At 62.8% G+C, this 24,005-nt stretch carries 22 protein-coding genes; 15 read left to right on the forward strand and 7 right to left on the reverse strand.

Annotated elements, in window-relative coordinates; translation table 11 throughout:
- The first annotated feature begins 3 nt into the window (after positions 1–3).
- The 8 genes from V1286_RS03320 (at position 4) to V1286_RS03355 (ending at position 7,449) form a co-directional block, all read left to right on the forward strand.
- The gene (locus V1286_RS03320; protein WP_108517213.1) at positions 4–891 is read left to right on the forward strand and encodes a carbohydrate ABC transporter permease; all 888 of its coding nucleotides are present in this window, start codon (positions 4–6) and stop codon (positions 889–891) included.
- A gap of 8 nt (positions 892–899) precedes the next feature.
- Positions 900–1,727 (forward strand): carbohydrate ABC transporter permease, encoded by an 828-nt coding sequence (locus tag V1286_RS03325; protein WP_334477556.1) that lies wholly within the window; start codon positions 900–902, stop codon positions 1,725–1,727.
- An 8-nt stretch (positions 1,728–1,735) separates the two neighbouring features.
- Positions 1,736–2,740, forward strand: a complete 1,005-nt coding sequence (locus V1286_RS03330; RefSeq protein WP_334477558.1) for an alcohol dehydrogenase catalytic domain-containing protein — start codon at positions 1,736–1,738, stop codon at positions 2,738–2,740.
- 5 nt (positions 2,741–2,745) lie between these two features.
- Positions 2,746–3,819 carry an ABC transporter ATP-binding protein gene (locus tag V1286_RS03335; RefSeq protein ID WP_334477560.1) on the forward strand — a complete coding sequence of 358 codons (1,074 nt, stop codon included), beginning with the start codon at positions 2,746–2,748 and terminating at the stop codon, positions 3,817–3,819.
- Positions 3,816–4,775: a sugar kinase gene (locus tag V1286_RS03340; RefSeq protein WP_334477562.1), complete on the forward strand. Its 960-nt coding sequence runs from the start codon at positions 3,816–3,818 to the stop codon at positions 4,773–4,775. Before V1286_RS03335 ends, V1286_RS03340 begins: the two co-directional genes overlap by 4 nt.
- A complete protein-coding gene (locus V1286_RS03345) occupies positions 4,772–5,809 on the forward strand; it encodes a tagatose 1,6-diphosphate aldolase (protein ID WP_334477564.1) in 1,038 nt (345 codons plus the stop codon). The genes V1286_RS03340 and V1286_RS03345 overlap by 4 nt, the downstream gene beginning before the upstream one ends.
- Before the next feature lie 47 nt (positions 5,810–5,856).
- Entirely contained in the window at positions 5,857–6,975 is a 1,119-nt protein-coding gene (locus tag V1286_RS03350; protein WP_334477566.1) for a mandelate racemase/muconate lactonizing enzyme family protein, read from the forward strand.
- 186 nt (positions 6,976–7,161) lie between these two features.
- Positions 7,162–7,449 carry a hypothetical protein gene (locus tag V1286_RS03355; protein WP_334477567.1) on the forward strand — a complete coding sequence of 96 codons (288 nt, stop codon included), beginning with the start codon at positions 7,162–7,164 and terminating at the stop codon, positions 7,447–7,449.
- Between the two features lie 193 nt (positions 7,450–7,642).
- On the opposite strand, the gene V1286_RS03360 is transcribed toward V1286_RS03355, so the two are convergent.
- The 3 genes from V1286_RS03360 to V1286_RS03370 are packed head-to-tail and all read right to left on the reverse strand — an operon-like array spanning position 7,643 to position 10,552.
- Positions 7,643–8,641: an SIS domain-containing protein gene (locus V1286_RS03360; protein WP_334477568.1), complete on the reverse strand. Its 999-nt coding sequence runs from the start codon at positions 8,639–8,641 to the stop codon at positions 7,643–7,645.
- An 11-nt stretch (positions 8,642–8,652) separates the two neighbouring features.
- Positions 8,653–9,609: an N-acetylmuramic acid 6-phosphate etherase gene (locus V1286_RS03365; RefSeq protein WP_334477569.1), complete on the reverse strand. Its 957-nt coding sequence runs from the start codon at positions 9,607–9,609 to the stop codon at positions 8,653–8,655.
- A gap of 19 nt (positions 9,610–9,628) precedes the next feature.
- Complete coding sequence (locus V1286_RS03370; protein ID WP_334477570.1) at positions 9,629–10,552, reverse strand: glucosamine kinase nucleotide-binding domain-containing protein; 924 nt, start codon at positions 10,550–10,552, stop codon at positions 9,629–9,631.
- A 117-nt stretch (positions 10,553–10,669) separates the two neighbouring features.
- Here V1286_RS03370 and nagA point away from each other — a divergent pair, with 117 nt between their 5' ends.
- Positions 10,670–11,851, forward strand: coding sequence for an N-acetylglucosamine-6-phosphate deacetylase (gene nagA, locus V1286_RS03375; RefSeq protein ID WP_334477572.1), 1,182 nt, complete (start codon positions 10,670–10,672; stop codon positions 11,849–11,851).
- On the forward strand, positions 11,852–13,054 hold the full coding sequence (locus V1286_RS03380; protein WP_334477574.1) for an aspartate kinase: 1,203 nt from the start codon (positions 11,852–11,854) through the stop codon (positions 13,052–13,054).
- 266 nt (positions 13,055–13,320) lie between these two features.
- Here the strand turns inward: V1286_RS03380 and V1286_RS03385 are convergent, their stop codons facing one another.
- Entirely contained in the window at positions 13,321–17,373 is a 4,053-nt protein-coding gene (locus V1286_RS03385; RefSeq protein WP_334477575.1) for a BTAD domain-containing putative transcriptional regulator, read from the reverse strand.
- A 224-nt stretch (positions 17,374–17,597) separates the two neighbouring features.
- Between V1286_RS03385 and V1286_RS03390 the strand changes: the two genes are divergently transcribed.
- The 5 genes from V1286_RS03390 (at position 17,598) to V1286_RS03410 (ending at position 20,738) form a co-directional block, all read left to right on the forward strand.
- Positions 17,598–18,743, forward strand: a complete 1,146-nt coding sequence (locus tag V1286_RS03390) for a helix-turn-helix transcriptional regulator (RefSeq protein WP_334477576.1) — start codon at positions 17,598–17,600, stop codon at positions 18,741–18,743.
- Between the two features lie 233 nt (positions 18,744–18,976).
- Positions 18,977–19,198 carry a hypothetical protein gene (locus tag V1286_RS03395; protein WP_334477577.1) on the forward strand — a complete coding sequence of 74 codons (222 nt, stop codon included), beginning with the start codon at positions 18,977–18,979 and terminating at the stop codon, positions 19,196–19,198.
- A gap of 133 nt (positions 19,199–19,331) precedes the next feature.
- A complete protein-coding gene (locus V1286_RS03400; protein ID WP_334477579.1) occupies positions 19,332–19,598 on the forward strand; it encodes a hypothetical protein in 267 nt (88 codons plus the stop codon).
- Between the two features lie 185 nt (positions 19,599–19,783).
- Positions 19,784–20,188, forward strand: coding sequence for a hypothetical protein (locus V1286_RS03405; protein ID WP_334477580.1), 405 nt, complete (start codon positions 19,784–19,786; stop codon positions 20,186–20,188).
- 130 nt (positions 20,189–20,318) lie between these two features.
- The gene (locus tag V1286_RS03410) at positions 20,319–20,738 is read left to right on the forward strand and encodes a DUF6647 family protein (RefSeq protein WP_334477581.1); all 420 of its coding nucleotides are present in this window, start codon (positions 20,319–20,321) and stop codon (positions 20,736–20,738) included.
- 494 nt (positions 20,739–21,232) lie between these two features.
- Here V1286_RS03410 and V1286_RS03415 read toward each other — a convergent pair whose 3' ends face one another.
- From V1286_RS03415 to V1286_RS03425, 3 genes are read right to left on the reverse strand one after another with little or no spacing between them, the layout of a single operon-like run.
- Positions 21,233–22,354: a cysteine desulfurase family protein gene (locus tag V1286_RS03415; RefSeq protein WP_334489518.1), complete on the reverse strand. Its 1,122-nt coding sequence runs from the start codon at positions 22,352–22,354 to the stop codon at positions 21,233–21,235.
- Positions 22,355–22,362: 8 nt separating this feature from the next.
- Positions 22,363–22,749, reverse strand: a complete 387-nt coding sequence (locus V1286_RS03420; protein ID WP_334477582.1) for a GFA family protein — start codon at positions 22,747–22,749, stop codon at positions 22,363–22,365.
- A complete protein-coding gene (locus V1286_RS03425) occupies positions 22,746–24,005 on the reverse strand; it encodes an MFS transporter (protein WP_334477583.1) in 1,260 nt (419 codons plus the stop codon). Before V1286_RS03425 ends, V1286_RS03420 begins: the two co-directional genes overlap by 4 nt.

A 24,005-nucleotide genomic window follows, 5' to 3' on the forward strand; every position in this document is an offset into this window, starting at 1 on the left:
AGCATGTCGGATGCCGCTGCGACATTGACGCAGGACCGGCAAAAGCTGGAACTGTCGGCGCTCTCGGCGCCGGCGGTGATCTTCACTGTCGCGATGATCGCGTTCCCGGTCGTCTACACGATCTGGCTCGGCTTCCAGAGCTTTTCGTCGACCGGCCAGCAGTCCTTTGCAGGTCTTTCGAACTACGCCAAGCTCGCCTCCGATTACGAGTTCTGGCACGGGCTGTGGGTCACCATCGCGCTCTATGTGCTCTCGCTGGTCCTGCAACTTGTGTTCGGCGTCTGGCTGGCGCTGGTTCTGTTTCACGCCAAGCGCCTGCCCGGGATCGTGCGGTCGATGTTCATCTCGCCGTTCATGATGCCGCCGGTGGTCGCCGGCATGATGTGGCTCGTGATCCTCGATCCGTCGCTCGGGGCGGCAAACTACATCCTGCAATCGCTCGGCCTGCCGCCGTCGGAGTGGCTGGCCTCGCCGAGGTGGGTCATTCCGACCGTCGCGCTGATCGACAGCTGGCAATGGACGCCCTATGTCGCGCTGATCGTGCTTGGTGGGCTGCAGTCGTTGCCGCCGAGCGTCTATGAAGCCGCCCAGATCGACGGCGCTTCGGCGTTCAAGACCTTCCAGCGCATCACGCTGCCGCTCCTTCTGCCGACCATCGTCACCGCAGCCATCCTGCGCAGCGTCGATCTCTTGCGCTTCTTCGACATCATCTACATCACGACCCAGGGTGGTCCCGGCAACGCCTCGAACACGCTCAACATCTACGGCTTCCGGGTCGGGTTTGAGTTCTTCAACATCGGCTATGCCAGCGCATTGATGCTGACGCTGACCGCGATCGTGTTCGGCGCGGTGCTCGCGTTCAACCGCCTGCGCGGCGCGGTCGCCTGGTAGATGCCGCGATGACCGACGCACCGACCGCCGATCGCTGGATCCGCCACCTCAACCTGCTGCAGCTCGTGCTCGCGGGCATCATCATCATGACGCCGACGGTATGGATGGTGCTGTCGTCGTTAAAGCCTTCGTTCGAGGTGACGGCCTATCCGCCGACGCTTGTTTTCTCACCGACGCTGGAGAACTACGTCGAGCTGATGAAGACGACGCCGTTCGTGAGCTACGCGGTCAACAGCCTGATCGTCACTATCGGCTCGACCAGCCTCGGATTGCTGTTCGGGATTCCCGCAGCCTTCGCCGTGTCATGGACCCGGATATCGTGGCCGGCCATCCTGACGCTGGCGGCGCGCATGGCGCCCGGCACGCTGTTCCTGCTGCCGTGGTACGTCATGTTCCGCCAGGTCGGCATGATCGGCTCCTATACGGCGCTCATTCTCAGCCACGCCGTCATCACGCTGCCGATCGTGATCTGGGTGCTGCTGCCGTCCTTCGATGGCATCCCGCGCAGCGTGTTCGAAGCAGCTCAGGTCGACGGTTGCAGCATCACGCGCATTCTCTGGCGCATCGCGCTCCCGCTGGTCGGCTCGGGCATCGCGGTTGCGGCGATCCTGGCCTTCGTATTTTCCTGGAACTATTTCCTGTTCGCGCTGGTGCTGTCGAACGGCGACAGCAAGACGCTGATCGCGGCCGCGTTCAACTTCATCGGCGAAGGCTCGACGCAATGGGGCGCGCTGATGGCGGCGGCGACGCTGATCGCGCTGCCGCCGCTCGTTCTCGCCGCACTGGTTCAGCGCTGGCTGGTCTCCGGGCTGACGCTCGGCGCGGTAAAAGGTTAGGTGCTCCGATGAATATCTCTCCATCAGCCAATTCGATCATGCGTGCCGCCGTCTTCCACGGCCATGAACGCATCACCATCGAGCGCGTGGCGATGCCGGAAGTGGCTGTTGGCGAGGTGCTGGTGCGCATCTCGCGCACGGCGCTATGCGGCTCCGACTTCAAGCTCTGGCACAAGGGCGCGGAATTCACGGCTGGTCACGAAATCTTCGGCGTGGTCGAGCAGCCGGGCCATCGCCTGCATGGCCGTCGCTGCGCGATCTATATCCCGCTGCATTGCGACCGTTGCGCCGCCTGCAAGCGCGGCGACACGCAGATGTGCCTGGAAGTGTCGAGCCTGATCGGCTGGAACCGGCCGGGCGGCTATGCCGAATATGTGCCGGTGCCGGAGAACTGCCTGCTGGAGGTGCCCGACGACATCGAGGACAGTATCGCGCCGCTGCTGCTTGACGTGATCGGCACCTCGGGCCACGCCGTGCGGTTCGTCAGCCGAGTGGTGCCGCCGCAGGAGGCTGGCCCTGTTCTGGTGATGGGGGCGGGGCCGGTCGGGCTTGGCGTCGTATTGGCGCTGCGCAGTCTCGGCTATGACGACATCCATGTCTCCGATCCGAACGCGACACGGCTTGCCATCGCGCAATCCTTCGGCGCAAAAACGCACCCGGTCGGCGGTACCTCGAAACGCTTTGCGCTGATCATGGAGTGCTCGGGCGCGCATGCGGCGCGCAACCTCGGGATCGAGCTCGTCCTGCCTCGCGGCGCGCTGGTGCTGGTCGGCGAGAACGCCGCGCCATGGACCATCGAGGAAGGCAAGGTGTTCCGCCGCAAGGACTTTTATATGATCCGCACCTTCTATTTCCCGATCGCCGATTTCGAGCCGAACGTCGCGCTGCTGCGCCGCTACAAGGACGAATACCGCGTCCTCGTCGACGGCGAGTTCGGACTTTCGAGTTTGCCGGAAAATTTCGCACGCTTCGCCAAAGGCGAGTTGATCAAGCCCGTGCTGGCGCTGGACTGACGATTATGGCCTCTATCTCGATCCGCAATCTCGTCAAGCGCTACGGCAACTTTGCCGTGATCCCCGATCTCAACCTCGAGATATCAGATCACGAGTTTGTCGTTTTTGTCGGCCCTTCCGGTTGCGGTAAGTCCACGCTTCTCCGCATCATCGCAGGGCTCGAGCCGATCACGGCGGGCGAGGTCTATATCGGCGACAAACGCGTCAACGGCATCCCGGCGGCGCAGCGCGATATCGCCATGGTGTTCCAGGACTACGCGCTCTATCCGCACATGCGCGTCTACGAAAACATGTCCTTTGCGCTCGAACTGCGGGGGACGCCAAAGGCCGAGATCGACGCGCGGGTGAAACGCGCCGCGGCGCTGCTGCATATCGAACCCTATCTCGACCGCAAGCCGAAGGAATTGTCCGGCGGCCAGCGCCAGCGCGTGGCGATGGGGCGCGCCATCGTGCGCAATCCCAAGGCTTTTCTGTTCGATGAGCCGCTTTCCAATCTCGATGCAAAGCTGCGCGGGCAGGTGCGGGCCGAAATCAAGGCATTGTCGCAGGAACTGAAGACCACGATGGTCTTCGTCACCCATGACCAGATCGAGGCCATGACCATGGCCGACCGCATCGTGGTGCTGCAGAGCGGCGCGGTGCAGCAATACGACACGCCGGAGGCGGTCTATGAGCGGCCGGCCAACCAGTTCGTGGCAGGCTTTATCGGCTCGCCGGCGATGAATTTCTTTCCGGTCGAGTGGCGCGCCGACGGCGTGGTGTTTTCGAAAGACGGCGCGGCGGTGCCGCTCGGCGCGGAAAGTTGCGGTCCGCTGCGCAAGGCCGGCAATGGCGTGCTCGGAATCCGTCCCGAGCACTTCGCACTGGCGGCAGATCCGGCCGACGGCATGGCGGTGACGATCAAGCTGGTCGAGCCGCTCGGCTCGGATACGCTGATCCATTTCGACCTCGCAGGCGCCTCGGCGATTGCGCGCGTCGATCCGTCGCTGCGGCCGAAGGTCGGCGAGATACTCAGCCTTCGCCCGCAGCCGGGAAAAACCCATCTGTTCGACAGCGCCGACGGCCGGGTGCTGCAGTGACCGCGCGCGAGGCGACCGAAGATCGGGAGGCGATCGCTGATATCGCGTCGAGCGCGGAGCGGGTCCGTATCGTCTGCCTCGGGCTCTCCGCGCTTGATCAGGTCTGGCGCGTCGACCGGTTTTTTTCTGGCCAAAGCGAGAAGATCAGGAGCCTGGACTATTCGACGCTCGGCGGCGGAATGGCGGCAAACGCCGCCGTGACGGGTGCGCGGCTCGGCGGCTCCATCGCGTTCTGGGGCCGCGCTGGAGACGATGCCGCAGGGCGCGAAATGCGGTCGGCGCTGGCTTCCGAAGGGATCGACGTCGCAAACTTCAGATTATTTCCGGATGGACGCTCCTCGGTTTCGGGGATCATCGTCGACAGATCAGGCGAGCGGCAGATCGTGAATTTTCGCGGGGCCTTTCCCGAGGCGGCCGATTGGCTGCCGCTGGATGAAGTGGCGCAGACGTCCGCGGTGCTTGCCGATCCGCGTTGGGTCGAAGGCGCAATCGCGCTGTTCGGCAAGGCGCGCGCGCTTGGCATCCCGACCGTGCTCGACGGCGATGTCGCCGACGCCGAGGTGTTCGAGCGCCTGCTGCCGCTCACCGATCACGCTGTCTTCTCCGAGCCTGCGCTCGCTTCCTTTGCCGGATCGGCGGATGATGCGGCCCTGAACAAGCTGGCGCGGTTCAATTGCCGTGTCGTCGCCGTCACGCGCGGCAGCGAAGGGGTGAGTTGGCACGAGAACGGCCGCCTGCAGCGGCGCGCCGCATATCCTGTTTCCGTCGTCGATACGACAGGCGCCGGCGACGTCTTCCACGGCGCCTATGTCTTTGCGATCGGCGCGGGCCTTAAGGTGCAGGATGCCATGGCGTTCGCCGCCGCGGCCGCCGCGCTGAAATGCACCCGTTCGGGCGGCCGCGCCGGAATTCCTTCCATCAATGACTGTCTTGCCTTCATGAGGACGCACCAATGAGAACGATCGGAAAAAACCGGGGCATCGCGCGCCTGGCGGATGCGGATGGCCACTTTCGCATGGTTGCGCTGGACCAGCGGCCGCCACTGTTCGACGCCATCGCGCAGGCAAAGGGCATCACGCGCGACCAGGTTGAATATTCCGATGTGACTGCCGCCAAGCGGCTGCTCGTGGAAAATCTCTCGCCGCATTGCAGTTCGATGCTGTTCGATCCGAACTTTGCGGTGCCCGCCGCCATCGACCTGCTGCCCGCGCGCTGCGGTCTCATCATGACGCTTGAGGAGCACCGCGTCGAGGAGACTGCGGGCGGCCGCAAATCGCGCGCCATCGCCAACTGGAGCGTGGAGAAGATCCGTGCGATCGGCGGTGACGCGGTCAAGGTGCTCGCCTGGTACCGTCCCGATGCCGACCCTGGTGTCAACGAACATCAGAAGCGGTTCGTGCGCGAGATCGGACAGGAATGTGCGCGCTACGACATTCCCTATGTGCTGGAGCTTTTGGTCTATCCGTTCCTGGGTAGCGCCAATCACACTGCTGATTATGTGGAATCGCCCGGCAAGCTGCCGGGGCTTGTGATCGACAGCGTGCGCGAGTTCGCCAAGCCGGAATATGGCGTCGACCTCTTGAAGCTGGAGAGCCCGCTCGCCGCCAACAGCCTGCCGCCGCGGGACGGCAGCGCGGCGGCGCAAGCCGCGCAGAAGGAGTTCGACGCCATCGGCGTGATCTGCCGCGAACGGAACATTCCCTGGGTGCTGCTGTCGGGTGGTGCTGCGCCAGAGAAATTCGAGCGGGTGCTGGAGTTTGCCTATGCGGCGGGCGCCGGCGGCTTTCTTGCGGGACGCACGATCTGGCTTGACGCCGTTCGCAAGCATTTCCCGGATCGCGCGGCGGTCGCGGCAAGCCTGCGCAAGGACGGCGTTGCGGTGCTGGAAAGCCTCAATGCGCTGACGAAGGCAAAGGGCACACGATGGAAGGCGCGCTTTCCCGCCTTTGGCGAGATCAAGCAGGAAGGCGATTTCGCGCGCGCATACTAACTGCGTCGTGACCTGATCGTTACCAAGTGAAATCGCTGGATCCAAAGATGGCCTTCTCCGTTCGCACAATCCAGGCGTTTTGCTACCGCTACCCCCTGTCGACGCCGGTGGTGACCTCGTTCGGCCGCATGCTGAACCGTCCCGCGGTGTTCGTTCGCGCCGAAGACGAAGACGGCGTTGTCGGCTGGGGCGAGGTCTGGTCGAACTTTCCTTCGACGGGCGCCGAACATCGGGCGCGGCTCGTCAATGAGGTGCTTGCGCCTGCGCTGATCGGGCGCGAGCTCGATGGTCCCGCGCAGGCTTTCGAGACCCTGACGCAGGGCACTTCGGTGCTGGCGCTGCAATGCGGCGAGCCCGGGCCGTTCGCCCAGGCCATCGCAGGAATTGATCTTGCGCTGTGGGATCTCCATGCGCGCCGGCACAGGCAGCCGCTGTGGCGGTTGCTGGGCGGCCGTTCCGGCAAGATCAAGGCGTACGCCAGCGGCATCAATCCCGGCGGGGCGCGGCAGACCGCCGAGGCGGCCATGAGGCGCGGGCATCGCGCGCTGAAGCTCAAGATCGGCTTCGATGTGGCGGCGGATCTCGCCAATCTGGCCGCGCTGCGCGCCGGCGTTGGCGACGGCATGCTGGCGGCGGATGTCAATCAGGGCTGGTCGATCGATCAGGCGCTGGAGATAGTGCCGCGGCTCGGCGAGTTCGGTCTGCGTTGGCTGGAAGAGCCGCTTCGTGCCGATCGTCCCCGGCAGGAGTGGCAGAGGCTGCGTACGAGCGCCGGCATGCCGCTTGCGGCCGGCGAGAATATTGCAAGCTGCGAAGGCTTCGAACAGGTTCTTGCAGAGGATGTGCTTGATGTCGTTCAGCCTGACATCGCCAAATGGGGCGGGCTGACGATTTGCCGTGGACTGGCGGACGACATCCTGAAAGCGGGCAAGACCTTTTGCCCGCATTACCTCGGTGGCGGAATAGGATTGCTTGCGTCCGCACATCTGCTTGCCGGCGCCGGAGGCGACGGCTGGCTGGAAGTGGACGTCAACGACAATCCGCTCCGCGATCAATTCTGCGGACCGGTCTTCGACGTGTCCGAGGGCCTGGTCGCTCTGAACGAGGAGCCGGGCCTTGGAATAGCGCCCGATTTTTCATCGATCGAGCGCTACCGCACGCTATAGGGCGCTCAGGAGGCTGCGGGTGCCGCCGGACCGGGTGGGTGCGTCAAGACCCGATCGGGCAAGCACCTGAAGGCGAGCGGAATCCTGTCAGCATTGTAACGATCTGCTCGCGCAATCGTGTGCGGCCAGGCGGCGCGCCGGACTTAGCTTTAAGTGCAGGTCGTTGCAACGCGTGGAGTGTGAACCATGAAACCATTTTCGCTTCTCTTGTTCGCCGCTTGCCTTGTGCTCTCGGATGCCGCGTTTGCCCGTGGCGGCATGGGATCGCACATGTCGATGCCGATGACAGGCGGCGGAGCGCTCGGCACGAGTGCTGCTGCACCCGGGACGAATTCTCTGGGTACCGCGCTGCCATCGTCCGGCATTGCTGGCCACGTCATGAAGGGGCCGTTGCTTGGTACAGACCCCACCATCGACAAGGAAGACGCGCGGCTCGAGAAGATGCTTCAAGGATCAATCTGCCGCGGCTGTTGAGGAAAGCCCGGCGCGCTCGGTGCAGCGTTAGCCTGGAAGCCGCGGAGGTATGGCAGTGCATGGACGAAGACAGCGCATTTCTGGTGCGGTGATTGCCGCTGGACGGCTTCGTCGTGCCGGTCCTGGCTTGCCGAGCCGTAGCTCGCGGGCCGAGCAGCCCGCCTTCGGCCGCCAGCCAGCGAACAGTCAGCTGTCAAAACGTCTCGGTAATCTTGCTCAGGCGAGGGGGACGGTCCGGGTCAAATCCGAAGGTGCGCGCCGTCTGTTCGATCATCCGATAGGCCGGAACGAGCATGGTGATCGGGTCGGTGGCGGGATCATCCTCGGCCAACCAGGGCAGCGAGCCATGTGGTCCGCCGCATAGATGCAGCGTGATCTTTTGCTCGCGCAATTCTTCTGCCAGTGCGTCCACCGTCGCTGCCGTTTCATCCATGAGGCGCATCATGACAACCGGCGTGCGCGATGATAGCGCGGCGCGCGGCCCGTGCTGCAGCTCGGCGGCGCTTAGACCGATGGAAGGCAGGCGCAGGATTTCCGAAAGTTTGAGCGCGATCTCCCGCGCCGAGCCCAGGCCCAGGCCCCGCGCCGCCACAAACACAGCTGACGCCTTGGCGAGATCATCGGCAATCTCGGACCAGTCGAGCGCCAGCGCGCGGTGCAGGCGGTCGGGCAGCCTGTCGAGGGCTGACCGCAGCGCACGATCCTCCGCCAGTTCGGCAACAAGTCCGGCGCCAGCGGCCATCGAGCCGATCACCGTCTTGGTCGCGGCTACGGAGTGCTCTCTGCCGGCTTCGATCGGAACGACGAACTCCGCTTCGTCAGCCACCGGCGACGACGTCGCATTGACGATGGCGATGGTGCGGGCGCCCGCGGCGCGCGCCGATCTGGTCGCCGCGATAAGATCCGGGCTGCGCCCGGATTGCGAGATCACGATGAACAGCGCATGGCGCAGCATCAACGACGTGCGAAATGCTGTGATCACCGAAGGAGCGCTGGCTGAAACGGGAAGGCGAAGCCGCGTCTCGACAAGGTATCTTAAGAAAACCCCGGCATGCCCGGAGCTTCCCCGGCCGCACACGACGCACAGGGGAGCGGAGCCAATCCCAATTCGCTGTGCAATATCGCGCGTGGCGGGGCGGTTACGAACAATTTTGGCGACCACATCCGCGCTTTCCCCGATTTCGCTCGCCATTGCGGATGACGTCACGGCTCAACCGCTCCGCCCTGCTTGCGCGCCGGCGCTCCCTTGGGATGCCGGTCACGATGCGAATCACGATCCTTGGCGAGCTCGGCAAACACGCGCCGAAGGTTGCCGTCACAGTTTTTCAGAATGGTCTCGGCATCAACCCTGTCGACACCCAACGCCAGAAGGCTTGCCGTCTTGATGTCTCCCTCGGCCTGCTCAAGCCAGCGTGCCGCGTGCGACGGATCACAGTGCGCGATTTGCGCCACCATGGCCTCGGCGCGCCGCTTCAGCTTGGCGTTGGTCGGCTGCATGTTCACCATCATGCCGCGGTACACCCGGCCAAGGCGCAGCATGATCCCTGAGGAGATCAGGTTGAGCACAACCTTCTGCGCGGTGCCCGCCTTCATCCGCGTGGAGCCGGCGATCAGCTCGCGGCCGGTCTCGATCAAGATCGGAAACTTTGCCGACGCCAGCAGTGCGGTGCCGGGATTGTTGGCAACACCGATCGTCACTGCACCGAAAGAGCCTGCCTGCTGCAGCGCCGCGACCGTGAACGGCGTTGTCCCGCTGGCGGCAACGGCGATCACCACATCGTGCGCGGTGAGCTGCGCGGCATTGATCTGCATGACTGCATCATCGACATCATCCTCCGCGCCCTCGATGCTGGTGACGAACGCGCTGTCGCCGCCGGCGACGATGAAGCGGACGCGCTCGCTGGGCCAGGCGAAAGTCGGCGTCAGCTCGGCGCCGTCCTGGACCGCCACGCGGGCCGAGGTGCCGGCGCCGACATACACAATGCGTCCGTGATCACCCAGCGCCGCTTTGGCCGCTTCGGTCGCCGCAGTGATCGCGGGAAGGGCATGGCCGATCGCCGCGACTGCCGCAACCTGGCCTTCCCACATCGCTTCCATCGCTGACGTCAGCGACCATGCATCAAGATCGGCAAAGCGGGGATCGACTTCTTCGGTGGCCATATAGTTGATCCATGCGCCATCAAACGCGGAACTTTGAAGCCTGTTCATGGTCAGTTTCTCTCTTGGGCAGCTCAAGCCGCCCTCGCGCCACCAGTAACGCCCCGGCGGCCGCGTCGGCGTCAGGACACCTGAGGCGGGCGCGCAGGTCAGGCGTCAGCCAGGGCGTAATGGCATCCGCCAGCCCGCCTACCAGCGAGAGCCGGTCGATTCCTCTAGCCAGGAACAGATCGAGCAGATCGCCGATGGCATCGGCCGCGCGTTCGACAATGCGACGGCCGACCGGGTCGCCCTGATTGGCGTGCCGCATCACGATCGGCGCGAACGCAGCATAGTCTGCGGCCCTGGCTTCTTCAGACCAGGCCACCGCCTGATAAGGATCATGATCGAATGCGCCGAGCACCTCTGAAAGCAACGGGGTCAGCTCGCCGCGGCGATCCGCGGCCCGCAGCGCCAGTCGAACAACCTGCAGGCCGATGTCGGCACCGCTGCCTTCATCCGACACCGGAAAGCCGTAACCGGCGAGACGGATCTCGCGGCCGTCGATCAGGCCGACACCCACCGAGCCTGTGCCGGCGACCACGATGGCCCCGTCCGCGCCGCTATGCGCGCCGAGACAGGCCGCCAGGCCGTCGCTGATGAAGATGGCGGACGCAAAGGGATGCGCGATCTTGTTGAGCGCCGCTTCCGCACCCCGGCGACCGAGACCGGCCAGGCCAATTCCGGCGTGCATCCGCGCGAAATCCTCGCGCGTCAGCCCGGCCTGCGCGGCTGCCGCTTCGGTGGCCTCAATGATGGACCGCCAGGCCTTCTCGAAGCCAATCCGCGTCGTGGCAGGCCCCGAGCTCGCCGCACCGAGTACCTTGCCGTTTTCGTCCTCGATCCGGGCGCGGCAGCGGGTTCCGCCACCATCAATGCCGAGATACGTGGTACCTTTTGTTCCCATGGAAAGTTAACGCGAAGGTTTCGCTCGGGGTCCCCCCAAAGCTCCTTGGTGTACATATGAAGTCTTGTAGGTGACTCGCCTCACGAGTCCGTGACTGCTATTCTCGGATCAATACCGATGGGCGACGCTAATCCTTCCTCTCTCACGATTGCCGCGCAGCACATCTTTGACGGTGCCGCCATGCGCGGGCCGGGATCGGTCAGGATCTCGCAGGGGCGGATTGAAAGCATGACCTTCGGCGAGGCGAAGGTGCGCGCCTCAATCCACCTTCCCGCAGACGCGATCCTCGCACCCGGATTCATCGACATCCAGGTGAACGGAGGCGGGGGCGTTCTTCTCAACGACCAGCCCACGGAGGCTGGCGTTCGACGCATCGTTGAGGCGCACCGCAAGGAGGGGACCACGGGCTGCTTGCCGACCCTCATCACCGATCGCAGCGAGGTCATCGAGCGATTGGCTGCAGTCGCCCAGGATTGTCTGAAGATTCCCGGCGTTCTCGGCTTTCATCTGGAAGGACCGGCCCTCAACAGGTCTCGCAAGGGCATTCATCCGGAAGCCGAGATCCGCGTGCCCGATCGGCGCGATCTCGCCGCGATCAAAAGTTTTGGGGGCCGCGGCCGCTCCATTGTGACCTTGGCCCCGGAATGCGTGCCCGCGTCCATGATCGATGAATTGATCGGCGCCGGATTGCGTATCGCGGCCGGCCACAGCGACGCCACCGCAGCCGAAATCGGGCAGGCGGTCGATCGCGGTGTCTTGGGGGTGACCCATCTGTTCAATGCCATGTCGCAGTTGAACGCCCGGGAGCCGGGCCTGGTGGGCGCCGCGCTTGATGATGACCGGGTGTTTGCAGGGATCATCTGCGACGGCATCCATGTTGACCGCGCCGGTTTGCGTGTTGCCTTCCGCTGCAAGGGACGCGATCGATTGATGCTGGTCACCGATGCCATGCCATTGGTGGGCACGACGGACCGGCAATTCATGCTGCAGGGAAGGCCGATCATGTTGCACGAAAATCGCCTGACTGGCCCCGATGGCACACTCGCGGGCGCTCACCTCACCATGATCGAGGCGGTGCGCAACGCTGTTGCGCTGCTCGGAATCTCGCTTGCAGATGCCCTCATTATGGCCTCGCGGACATCAGCGGCATTTCTGGGCCTTGAGTCCGAGCTTGGACGGATCGCGCCCGGATACCGCGCGGACCTTGTCGCCTGCAATCCGAACTTCGAAATCGTCGGCACATGGATAGGCGGTGTCGGTTCGATGGGCGAGGCGAGCGAGGCTTCTCACCGAGGTTAGATGCGCAACCATCCCATCATCGTTCAAAAATATGGCGGTGTCTGTCTTGAAACACCGGCGAAAATTCGTGCGGTTGCGCGCAGTCTCGCCGACCTTCATGGCCGTGGTCATCGTGTCGTGGCGATCGTCTCCGCCATGGGCAAGACCACCGACCAATTGATCGAGATGGCTTATCAGGTAAGCCCTGCTCCCAATCGCCGTGAACTTGACATGCTGCTAACGACCGGTGAGCGCATCAGCATGTCCCTGATGAGCATGGCGCTTGCCGATCTCGGCGTGGCCGCGATCAGCTTCACCGGCAGCCAGGCCGGCGTGATGACCGACGACTCCCATTCCTCCGCACGCATCCTGGATGTACGGCCCATTCGCGTGCGCGAGGAACTTGATCGTGGACGCGTTGTAGTGCTGGCAGGATTTCAGGGCGTGAACCCCGTGACCAGGGAAATCACCACGCTCGGCCGGGGCGGCAGCGACACCACGGCGGTTGCGATGGCCGCGGCGCTAAAGGCAGAACGCTGTGAAATCATCAAAGAGGTCGACGGAATTTGTTCGGCCGATCCGCGCATCGTGCCTGACGCAAAGCCCCTGCGGCGAGTGGACTTCGCATCCCTGTCCGAAATGTGCTTCTGGGGCGCAAAGATCCTGCACTTTCGCAGCGTAGAGCTGGCGCAAAGTCAGGATGTGCCTCTGGTTCTCAAGCAGTGGGGCGGCGTTAAGCACGGCACGCAAGTGATGAAAGAGGTTGCAGGCATGGAAAACGGAAAGGTTCTGGCCGTCAACTCGATGGCTCGCATTGAGCATGTGGAAATCGACTCCAACGATCTCAATCACGGTTTCGAGAAATTCGCGCAGCATCTCAAGCAAAACAGCCTGTCCTGGCCGCAGCTCCTTGCATCACACTTCACCGCGGGAAAAACCAGCATGACCGTGGCCTGTGATTCAGAGTGGCTCGACGCCCTGTTGCGCACGCTGGAGCAATGCTCGGATCTGCGCAGGCAGCGCGAGGCTTCAAGCTCGGTTACTCTCACCTGCTTCGGCGGCGCTTCGTCGGAATTGCCGTTCAGGGCGTTGCAGGTTCTCGGACATCACGGGATTGTCCCCGACAAGTACGTGTTGTCGCCGCATTCGGTCAGTCTGTTTGTCCCTGTGGAGAACCGGGAGGCCGCGGTCAGGGCGTTGCATTCGCTTGTCCAGCAAACGTAGGTTCGAGGAGCGGCAGGGATCGCTTCGATGCGCAGCTGGCAGCCGCGATGGCCATGAAAGCGCGGCGGCGAGCCTGTTGCCGGGTAGGGCCAGGGGCGTTTTACAATGACGCGATGATCGAGTAGTGCCCCTGATTTGCCCGAACTGTCAAAATGTTTTCGCAGGGAAAGCATCCATGCCAGCGACCCCCTGTTACTTTGCATGGCGGCCGGCGTCCGAAACACCTCACACAAGTGGCCATTCAGCAATGGGCCATCCAGTCAGACCTATGCTCTCAATTGAGCAAGGAGCGCTTTGGCATCTTCCAGGTCGACTGTGTCGAAGCCCTCGGTGAACCAGCCATAGACAGGCGCAAGTAGATCACGGGCTTCAACATGCCTCCCCTGGTCGTGCCATAGCCGCGCGAGGCTCGTGGCGGCGCGGAGTTCGAACATCCTGGCGCCCTGCGCGCGGCTCACGTCGAGCGCTTTACCAAAGCATTCTTCCACATCGGTCAATGAATGTCCCGCGGCGCGCCGCACCTCGCCTTCATTCCGGTGAAGCTCCGCCTCCCAAATGTATTGTTCGGAGCGCTGTGATCTTTCTCGCGCATCGATGCACAGAGCCAAGGCTGATTGGAAGTCGCCAGCGCGACCACGAACCTGGGCCAACAGGCTCGTGAAAAGCGGAACAAGAAATGTCAGGTTCTTGGCGTCGACATCGGCAATGCCCTTTTGCATCAGGGAAATGCCGCTCTCCGGTCCACTAGTCAATGAGAGGGCCCAGCCCTCAAAAATGATCCCACTGCTCCGCCATGCCAACACGCCGTGCTCCGTCGCAAGAGCACTCAAGGTTTGCGTATGAGTTAGCACTGCGGCCACATTTCCGAAAAGCTGCTCGAGCGCGGCTCCCGCTAAAAAGTGAACGAAACCAATTGTGTTGACGTGATTGAGTTCGGCAGCGTAGCTGAGAGCTTGTATCTGCATTTTTGCTGCACGATCGGGGAAGCCTGAAATCCATGCGATTGAAGCTAACAATGCCGATGCAGACGCGAATGGATCAGTGAGGTACCGAGCCGCAAGGAATCGGTCACGCTTGGGATCATATAGCGCAAGAGATTGCTCGAGTTCTTTCCGAGCCAGTCCAAATTTTCCAAGCTGATACAACACAATCCCGGTTCCACGGTGTGCCATCAGCTGCATCGCCCGGTCGCCTTGGCGGATGCCTAGCGTCCGGCAGCGTTCTGCGAATTCCAGTGCCTTGTAAGTGTTGCCGGTCGTGTTGCAGTAAGAGAACTGGGCATAGAGCGCCGCAAACAGGTGTCCGACATCATCCAGCTTCTCGGAGAGGAGAATTGCGCGCTCGCTCGCAGCCCCGACCTCAGGACTTGAGTATCCACTCACTGCCACCAAAGGTGTGCCTAAGGTGATCTGGAAATCGAGCTCATGGCGATCGCGGTCCTCCGACTCCGGGAGCGTCCTCAGAAGCGCCAATCCTCGCTCAAGATGGCGGACTGCTTCCTGATCAGCCGAGCGCTCGGTGGCGCGTTGGCCCGCCTTGAACCAATGGCCGATCGCCTCCGTTGCAAGCCCGGCCTCGGTGAAATGGTGGGCGACAATCTCAGGCAGGGTTTCGGCCAGCGCCGGGAACCGCTCGACCAGCACATTGGCGATGCTCGCATGCAACTGCCGCCGCCGACTCTTGAGCATCGTGGTGTAGGCGGCGTCCTGCACCAGCGCGTGCTTGAAGGCGTAGGTCGCGATCGGCGGCGTTCCGCGCCGGGAGATGAGGCCGGAGACCGTCAGCCGCTCGAGCGCCGCGTCGAGGTCCTCCGGACTCAAAGATGCCACCGCGCCAATCAGCTCGTGGGAGAACTCCCGTCCGATCGCAGAGCCGATCAGCGCCACATCCTTGCCCGAGCCAAGCCGGTCGAGGCGGGCCACCAGCGAAGCCTGCAGCGTCGTCGGTATAGCGAGCTCTGGCAGCGGTCCGTCGAGCACGTAGCGGTCCGTTGTCTCCCGCAACAGCCCGCTCTCGAGCAGCGTGTTCGTCAGCTCCTCGATGAACAACGGCACGCCATCCGTGTGCGCAAGGACCTGCTCGACGACCGCGGCGGGCAGCGCCTTGCCCTTGGTGACACCGCCAACAATGCCGGCGCTGTCGCGACGGCCGAGGCGGCTCAAGGGCAGCATCGTCACATGCGGCTGGCCGACCCAGGTTGGCTGGAGCTCCGGCCGGACCGTGACGATCAGCAGCAGCGGCAGGCTGGCGGCGCGGGCAACCATTCGATCGAGCAAATCCTGGGATGTCGGATCAATCCAGTGGGCGTCCTCGAACACGATCATCACAGGGCCCCGCGCCGCTGCGCCGTCGAGCTGGTCGAGAAGCGCGGTGAGAGTCATCTCTCGCTTCTGCTGCGGGCTGATCGCCAACGCCGGGTAGCGCTCGTCCGCCGGCACCCCCAACAGCTCGGCAATGAGACCCACGTCGCGTAGCACATTTTTCGTCGTCGGCTTGAGCAAGGCCTCCAATTTGTCGAGTTTCACACTGGCGCTGCTCCCCGGTTCGAAGCCCGCGGCCCGCTCGAGCTGCGCGATGAACGGGTAGAGCGGGCTCTGCACATGGTAGGGCGAGCAGAAATATCGAATGCGAGCATGCGGCTCGCCCTCGCGCGCGGCCAGCAGGCTTTCAGCGATACGCGACTTGCCGATGCCGGGCTCTCCCGTGAGCAGCACGACCCGACCCTCGCCGAGCTTGGCTTGATCCCAACGGCGCAGCAGCAGCTCAATCTCTTCCTGCCGGCCAACGAGCGGGGTCAGCGCGCCCGCGCGCCGCACCTCGAAGCGGCTAACGCCGGCCGTCTCGCCGCGCACCTGCCACGCCTCCACCGGTTGCGGCAGCCCCTTCACGTCGATGGCAGCAAGCGCACGGCAGTCGAACATCCGCCCCGCCAGCCGATGCGTGCTGGCGGCGATCACGACCTCGCCGGGCGCTGCCGCGGCCTGCAGCTGCGCTGCCACGTTTGGCGCCTCGCCGATCGCAACGCACTGCTGTGTGTCGCCGGTCCCTGACCGCTCGCCGATCACAACGAGCCCGGTGGCGATGCCAACGCTCACCTGAACAGTCACGCCTGGAGACGCTTTCAACGTGCCGATCGTGTCAAGGATCGCAAGGCCCGCACGCATGGCTTGCTCGGCGTCATTCTCGCCAGCAGCGGGGTAGCCAAAATAGACGAGCACGCCATCGCCCAGGTACTGGGCGACAAATCCATCGAAGCGCGAAACAATATCGGCGACCGATTTGTGGAAGGCGGCGATGAGATCGTGCATGTCTTCAGGGTCGAGGCGCGCCGAAAGCGGCATCGACCCGACCATATTGCAAACCATGATCGTCAGCTGTCGCCGCTCGGGGCTTCCGGAGCCGACTGCCACCGCAGACGATGCTTCATCGCCGTCCGCTGCGGGATTGTCAGCGTTCTCGTGGTCTCTCCTCATATTGCCAAAGGGCAACGCCACAATCGATGACCGGTCGGGTTGCGGCAGCGTGGGCTTGGCGATCTCCCTTTCAGCGGACGACCTGCCCGGCGGCTCCGTGGCGCGAAGCTCGGCGGCGAGCGATCTGGTCGCAGCATCGGGCTCCGTGTTCAGTTCGCGCTTGAGCAACGCAACGAGGTCCTGGTAGTGCTTGAGAGCCTCGGCCTTGCGTCCCGTAGCGGCCAGCGCCCGTACCATCAACCGGTGGGCGTCCTCGCGCATGTTGTTGAGCGCGATGGCGCGCTGGCCGGCCTTCAGCGCTTGTTCGGCACGGCCGGCGGCAAGATCTTGTTCGCCGAGCCCCATCATGGCGCCAAGGGCAAGATCCAGCAATCTCTCGCGTTCACCAGTTAGCCATTCGTTCCAGCCCTCCTCGCCTACGCTAACGTCGTCGATCAGCCGACCCCGGTAGAGATCGGCTGCCGCGCTCAGCGCATCCCGGCTACCGTCACGTACCAGGGCCTCGAACTGGCTGACGTCGCATCGGACGGCCGCCGCATTGAGCGATACGACCTCACCATCGCTCTCCAGAGCGTCCTCGCCGAGCACTTTGCGCAGCCGGAACAAAGCCTGGCGCAGGTTCTGCCTGGCCTGCGCGTCGAAGCGGGAGCCCCACAACAGGGCCGACAGCTTCTCACGCGACTGCGGCCGGGGCGCGTTGCAGGCCAGATAGGCCAACAAGCCTGCAAGCTTCTTGCTTGGCAGGTCGACCACGCCATCCGGTCCGGTCAGCTCAAAGCCTCCCAGCAGCGAAAGACCAAATCTTGGAAAAAGCACGCCGTCCATTGGCGCACGCGGAATTTGCACGATGAAGCTCCTCCTAGGACGCAATTTCTACGCTTTTCTTGGCCCTCCGAGCAAGATTAACGCCGCTGTCACGCCGAACTGACGCCGGCGACGACGGCGGCAGGGCTCAATTGGCGAGGTACCGGGCATCCCGGCCGCAAGAATCGGAGGACCACCATGCGCTCCGTCGGGATCATTGCATCCCTCGGCGCACTATCGAGTGGCGCTGCCGGGGAGGGCTCTACGTGATCGGTTTGGACGGTGTCTCCGCCCAGCAGCTATCCGACACAATCGGCGCGATCTACGACTGCGCGCTCGATCCACATCAGTGGCCGGACACTTGCCGGAAAATTGCCGATCTGTGTGAAAGCACAGCGGGCGGAATATGCGTTCACGATATGCGGCACGTGCAAAATGATCAGTTATTCGTGTTCGGATACCAGCCGGAATTCCTTGAAAAGCTGGGAAGCCACTATGCACAAAGTCCAATGGCAGCAGCGGATATCGTCTCGAAGATCGGTGACGTTAGTGCTCTCTCTATGATGCGCCTCGAATTGTTGGGAAGCCGTTTCGCTCGAGAAGTGCTAGAGCCGTTCGGACTACTGGACATAATCTGGTTCCCGGCGTTGCGGACTGGCGGTCGCATGGCCTCCATGCATGCCTCACGGAGCGAGAAGGCGCCGCATTACCAACAGCTCGAGATCGGCCTGCTCAAGCTTCTTTCCCCGCACGTCTGCCGTGCCCTCGCCATCTCGGATGCGCTCGATATCAGGGCGCTGAGGTCGGAGATGTTGGAAAAGACGCTTGATGCACTTGTCACAGGTGTTTTTCTCACGTCACGCGATGGCCGCGTCGTCTACATGAATGCCGCTGCCGAGAGGCAGGTCAAAACCGGCAGCTCCATTCGCATCGTGAACAATCGGATTTCTCCCACCGATCCCGCCACGCGCGCTGCGCTGTCGAAGGCCATTGACAAGGCGTCGCGCGACGATATCGACTTGGATACAAGCGAGCATTCCCTTGCGATCCCCGATGTCGATGGCGCCGGCTTTGTCGCAACCCTCCTTCCGGTCGATCGCGGTCAGCGCAGCGGCATTATCGCGCCGTTTGCAGCATCGGTAGCTGTGTTCACAAAGGATCCTGCTGAGGCGCCGCTGATGCCGGGTGAGGCTTTTGCCAGGCTTTACAGGCTGACCGGCGGCGAACTCCGCGTGCTGCTGGCGCTTACTCAGGGGTTGGGCGCCAAGGAGGCAGCCGACATGCTCGGCATCAGCGAGCCGACGGCGCGCACCCACCTGCAGCACATCTTCTCCAAGACCGATACGACCCGGCAGGCCGATCTCCTGCACCTGTTGCAGAACTCGACGCCTCAGGTTCGGGCCCCACACTAGCCGGTTCATTAATTCTTGAGGCAGCCTGTCTCTTGATCGGCACCGCGTCCTATGGGCGACGGGACCGGTGCAATTGCGATCTGGGCTGGGGCCGACGGGCCCGGGCAGTACGATTGGAAGGCAGCACACAACAGCAGTACCAGCCTCATTGGTTCCGATGATGCGGCGGCGGCGGTCGATTGCATAACATCAAGCATCGCCAATCCCAGGCACGTGCAACCGAAGGAACCGTCATGCGCGCACATCCCGTTGTCGCGGTCGCCACACTTATCCTGGTCGGGGTCGGGGTGAAGCTCACCTTCTTTTCCGTGCCGATGGCTGCGGCGGACGTACGCTCCACCAAAAGCGCGAGCATCGACGTCGCCGAGATTCACCGAGAGATCAAAGATCTTCCGGTGGAGAATCTTCACGACATGACGTTCGTATTTCCAGTGGCGATTGATCGCACGATCTAGCGCCTCCGAGACGCGGGCGTTGCCTTTCTTCTTATTACTCACACCCGGAGCGGCAATCGATATTGAGCGGTGAATATCTAGGCGCCTTCTTTTCAAAAAGTCATCGTGGACCAAACTGCCTCAGGAGGTTTTCTTGCAAATTTACAGAAATAAACTTGGTCGCGCCGATCATGCCATTGCGGTAGGCGCAGGATTTGCCTCAGGCGACTATGATCTGCGCATCCCGGCGATCTTGGGGCTGCCTTTGACATGGTGGGAGCGCGCCTGCTTCCGGTCAAAGCTGCGCGCGGATATCAGGGACAGATCTGATTTTCTACGCGATATCGGCATCGACGTGCTGGAAGCGCATGCTGAAGCGTGCCGCCTTTTCTGGCAACCGATCACGCTGAAGCGGCCATAATCGGTTCCGCGGCATCAGCGAGTCCGATGATGCGGCTACTGCGATCTATTGCCTGACATCGTGCACTGCCAATCCTGGAGCTTATGCCCCTGCAACTGCCGCCATCGCTCGGCCAGCCGTCGAGGCCATTGGTTCCAGACATTGTGCTGACAACGCATCAATCAATCTACCGTGGTGTCCTGATAATGAAAAACACTTCGCGCCCTTCGGCCGTACTGCCGCCTATCGCTTCGTTTCACGTCGAAAAGGAAGGGCGAAGCTTCTTCGCTTTTATCACGTCGGCGCTGCACAGCTCACGGCGCCTTCAGGCGGGTCGAATCCTGCGTCAATACGAACATTTGATCGCGCCTTCCGAGCAATCCGCTCCGCGCCAATCTAGCCAGGATTCCGAAACTCGGGAAATGCTCGTCACCAGCAGGCCGGCTCAACCGAGGTTGCCTGCTCAGCCTTCTGCCCGAAATGAGATGGGCTGGCTCGTGGCCGTGGCCGCGGCATTTTTAATCATTCACATCGTCGCCGGGACGATCTGGCTGCGCGCTTCCGTGAATGAGACCACAGCCTCTCAGGCAATATCCTCGTTGTACGACTAGCGAAGCACAACGCAGCTTGCGCGATGGTGCAAGCCGTTGCGCTTCATCATTCGAACTCACCGATGGTCCTGATTCATCCGCGGCATTGCATCGCGCGGGGATTGCGATCTTGCCGCAGGAGGTCGTTCCCTTGAATAGCCTGATCGCAATCTACATCGCATGGATCGTTGCCCAGACCGGTTTGTCGGCTCCCGATCATCCGCCGATCCACTTCGTGACACCGGCGGAAATGGGAATGCGACATGGCTCGCCGGAAAATAGCGGGCTGGAGTTGCAAGCGCTCTATAATCGCAACGAGGGCTCTATTTACCTGCCGCAGGAGTGGCGACCCAATGATCTGCGGCAGAAGAGCGCCCTGTTGCATGAATTGGTGCATCATGTGCAGCGATTCAACAAGATAGAGCTGCCCTGTCTCGCCGCGCTTGAGCGCCAGGCCTACGACCTACAAATCAAATGGCTGCGCGAACAAGGGGTGGACGATCCCTATGATCTGATCAAGACAAACGAGCTCAGCATCTACTTGGTGAGCACTTGTCGTGACGGATCATAGTCACTTACGACAAGAGCTGGTTCTCAACGATTTCGGCAGGGTGAATTGAGTGATCGACCGCGCGCGAGCCGGTGCAACTTCAATTGTCCGGGTTTTGCCTGCAATCGGCCGAACGGCCCGTTGGTCGGGCAGGGCCAGGGGCATTTTACAAATGGCGCAATGATCTAGTAGTGCCCCTGATTTGCCCGACGTGTCAAAATGTTTTCGCGGAGTTCGCTCAAAGCATCCATGCCGGCGGCCACCTCGCTACTTTGCATGGGGTTGTTTTCGATATTTTAGTTGGGAGTAGCCCGCCTTCGCCCGTAGCCTTCAGTTCGGCTTCGCTCAGCTACGCCGGACACCACGCTTCGCCCTCGAGGCCCCGCGAGGCTGCGCCGCGCGTAGCCCGAAGGGTGAAGCGTGGTGGGTCGGGCAGGACTCGAACCTGCAACCAGACCGTTATGAGCGGTCTGGATAGCGACGAAACGATTTGCCTGACTGGCGGCCGGTCGCAATCAAGACAACGAGATCGTGGCCAGGCGCGCCACGACGGCCTCAATCTCGTCGGCTGTGGTGTGCCTTCCCAGGCTGAAGCGGATCGCTCCCATTCCGATCCGTTCCGGCACGCGCATCGCCGCGAGAACGGGCGAGAGCTCAATCTGCCCCGAATGGCACGCCGAACCCGTCGATGCCGCCACATTGCGCAACTGGCCCAATATGTCAGCGCCGATTCTACCGACGAATGACACGTTGAGAGTGTTCGGCAAACGATGCGTGGGATGGCCGTTGAGCGCGACGCCTTCGTTGAACCTCTCTTGCAGCGCCTTCCACAGGCGATCGCGCAGGGCCTCTACGTGCCTCATTGATGCAAGGTCAGCCGCCAGCGCGCAAGCCGTTCCAAGTCCAGTGGCAAGCAGGACGCTCTCGGTTCCGGCGCGTCGGCCCGATTCATGGCCGGCGCCATGGATAAGCGGCTCAAGCTCGAGGCCCGACCTGACATACAGCGCGCCGACGCCCTTTGGGGCGTAGAGCTTGTGACCGGCGACCGTAAGCATATCGACGCCGAGTTCGTCCACCCTGGTCGGGATTTTTCCGACTGATTGCGCCGCATCGGTGTGAAAACGGATCCCGTGCTGCCGCGCGATCGCGCCGATTTCCGCGATCGGCTGTATGGTGCCAACTTCGTTGTTGGCGTGCATGATGCTGATCAGCACCGTCTGCGGAGTAATGGCGCGCCGCACGTCCTCTGGATCGATCAATCCTGTCCGATCCACCGGGAGATGAGTAACCGAGGCGCCGAACCCCTGGAGAAATCGGCAGGGAGCGAGAACAGCCGGATGCTCGATTGCTGAGGTGATGATGTGCGCCCCGTGGCGGTTGGGCGCGAAGAACGTGCCCTTGATTGCGAGGTTGTCTGCTTCGCTGCCGCCGCTGGTGAACACGATCTCCTCTGGTGCAGCGCCGATCAGCGCGGCGACCTGGCCGCGGGCGCGCTCCAGGGCGGCCTTGGCCGGCGTGCTCGCCCAATGCCCGCTCGATGGGTTGCCGAAGGCCTCCTCCAGCAATGGCCGCATGGCCGCCGCGACTGCAGGATCCACCGGCGTGCTTGCGTTGTAGTCGAGATAGATTGGCGGCATCGTCGCAGTCACTTGCCTTGCTCGTCGTGATTAAGCCGCAGCCACGGCAGTTTCTCATCGGTGAAGAAGTGCTTGCTCGGTTGCAGCTCCGTCGCCCGGTCGAAGGCACCGACGTGATAGTGCGTTTCCGTCGGAAAATGCACGGTAGCGCAGGTCAGCGTGGAGCCGCAGCGGGAACAGAAGCCCCGCGTGGTGCCCGGCGATGATTTGAACGTGGTTATGGTGCCCTCGGTCAGCGTGACAGCGTCGTTTTCGAACCCGACGAAGACGCTGACCGGCGCACCAGAATGGCGGCGGCAGCTATCGCAGTGACACCAGAAGACCCCTTTCGGCCGGCCTCGCGCCTCGAAACGCACCGCCCCGCAGAGGCAGCGTCCTGAAAAGGCCTCGGTCATTGTCGCGCTCCGGGTCTGGACTCCATGGCGATGAATACGATCGCCCCCGACAGGAAGGTGAGCGCGCCAATCGTTCCGATCGCCCAACCCATGCCGAAGAGGTCGGCGATCAGGCCGGCCGACAGCGCACCGATCGCGTAACCGAGATCGCGCCAGAAGCGGTAGACACTGAGCGATCGTGCGCGCCAGCTCGGATGCGAGGCGTCGGAGACGGCGGCGATCAGGCTGGGATACACCATGGCCGTGCCAAGCCCGAGCAGCAGGCTGCCGACAAGCCACCATTCGAAATGACTTGTTGCTGCAGTCAGAAACAAGCCTACGGCCTGCACCCACATGCCAGGCACTATCAGTCCCTTGCGGCCCCAACGATCGGAAAGAGGGCCCGTAGCGATCTGCAGGATGCCCCAGGTCACCGGATAGACGGCCTTCAAGATACCGATCCGGTCGACATGGAGGCCGAACGAAGCGAAGAACAGGGGAAAGATTCCCCAGCTCATCCCATCATTAAGATTATTGACGAGCCCGGCCTGCGACGCGGCAAAAAGGTTGCGATCCCGGAACGAGGTGAGAAGGAATATCTCGCGGAAGCTGATCGGCACCGATTGCTGCGTATGGGCCGCCGTTTCCAGTCGGACGTGCTCCCGTGTATCCTGCACCAGTAGGATCGAGAGCGCCGTGCCAAGAATCGCATAGGCAACGCCTAGGTAGATCGGCGCCGGCCGCAGACCGTACTTCGAGGCAAGATACCCGGTGAGGAAGGCGGTCACGCCCACCGCGAGATAGCCGGCGAACTCGTTGAGGCCGACGGCAAGTCCACGCGACTTCGGCCCGACGAGATCGATTTTCATGATCACCGTCATCGACCAGGCAAGACCCTGGTTGATGCCGAGAAGGGCGTTCGCTGCGATGATCCATCCCCAACTCGGCGCCCAGACGATCATGAACGGCACCGGCAGGCCGACGAGCCAGCCGAGGACCAGAACCCGCTTGCGCCCCCAAGCATCGGCGAGCTGACCGGAGACCAAGTTGGCGCACGCCTTCACGACTCCGAAGCTGACGATGAAGGAAACGACGAGCGTCGTCGAACTGATCCTGAACTCCTCGGAGCCGATCAGCGGCACGACTGTTCGTTCGATTCCGACCATGCCGCCGACGAAGGCGTTGATCAGGACGAGCAAGGCGAACTGTGGCCAGTTCTCCCTGAGACCCAGGCGAATCGGGGAGGTTGGCTGTTGTGTCGTTGCCGCTTCGCTCAT

The organism is Bradyrhizobium algeriense, assembly GCF_036924595.1.
Classification (GTDB): domain Bacteria; phylum Pseudomonadota; class Alphaproteobacteria; order Rhizobiales; family Xanthobacteraceae; genus Bradyrhizobium; species Bradyrhizobium algeriense.

Excerpts from the sequence above, each read along its gene's own strand:
- V1286_RS03420 (WP_334477582.1), bottom strand. The coding sequence starts at position 22,749 with ATGACCGAGGCCTTTTCAGGACGCTGCCTCTGCGGGGCGGTGCGTTTC.
- V1286_RS03380 (WP_334477574.1), top strand. The coding sequence starts at position 11,852 with ATGCGCAACCATCCCATCATCGTTCAAAAATATGGCGGTGTCTGTCTT.
- V1286_RS03335 (WP_334477560.1), top strand. The coding sequence starts at position 2,746 with ATGGCCTCTATCTCGATCCGCAATCTCGTCAAGCGCTACGGCAACTTT.
- V1286_RS03330 (WP_334477558.1), top strand. The coding sequence starts at position 1,736 with ATGAATATCTCTCCATCAGCCAATTCGATCATGCGTGCCGCCGTCTTC.
- V1286_RS03325 (WP_334477556.1), top strand. The coding sequence starts at position 900 with ATGACCGACGCACCGACCGCCGATCGCTGGATCCGCCACCTCAACCTG.
- V1286_RS03350 (WP_334477566.1), top strand. The coding sequence starts at position 5,857 with ATGGCCTTCTCCGTTCGCACAATCCAGGCGTTTTGCTACCGCTACCCC.
- V1286_RS03425 (WP_334477583.1), bottom strand. The coding sequence starts at position 24,005 with ATGAGCGAAGCGGCAACGACACAACAGCCAACCTCCCCGATTCGCCTG.
- nagA (WP_334477572.1), top strand. The coding sequence starts at position 10,670 with ATGGGCGACGCTAATCCTTCCTCTCTCACGATTGCCGCGCAGCACATC.
- V1286_RS03405 (WP_334477580.1), top strand. The coding sequence starts at position 19,784 with ATGAAAAACACTTCGCGCCCTTCGGCCGTACTGCCGCCTATCGCTTCG.
- V1286_RS03345 (WP_334477564.1), top strand. The coding sequence starts at position 4,772 with ATGAGAACGATCGGAAAAAACCGGGGCATCGCGCGCCTGGCGGATGCG.
- V1286_RS03320 (WP_108517213.1), top strand. The coding sequence starts at position 4 with ATGTCGGATGCCGCTGCGACATTGACGCAGGACCGGCAAAAGCTGGAA.
- V1286_RS03355 (WP_334477567.1), top strand. The coding sequence starts at position 7,162 with ATGAAACCATTTTCGCTTCTCTTGTTCGCCGCTTGCCTTGTGCTCTCG.
- V1286_RS03415 (WP_334489518.1), bottom strand. The coding sequence starts at position 22,354 with ATGCCGCCAATCTATCTCGACTACAACGCAAGCACGCCGGTGGATCCT.
- V1286_RS03365 (WP_334477569.1), bottom strand. The coding sequence starts at position 9,609 with ATGGCCACCGAAGAAGTCGATCCCCGCTTTGCCGATCTTGATGCATGG.
- V1286_RS03360 (WP_334477568.1), bottom strand. The coding sequence starts at position 8,641 with ATGGCGAGCGAAATCGGGGAAAGCGCGGATGTGGTCGCCAAAATTGTT.
- V1286_RS03395 (WP_334477577.1), top strand. The coding sequence starts at position 18,977 with ATGCGCGCACATCCCGTTGTCGCGGTCGCCACACTTATCCTGGTCGGG.
- V1286_RS03370 (WP_334477570.1), bottom strand. The coding sequence starts at position 10,552 with ATGGGAACAAAAGGTACCACGTATCTCGGCATTGATGGTGGCGGAACC.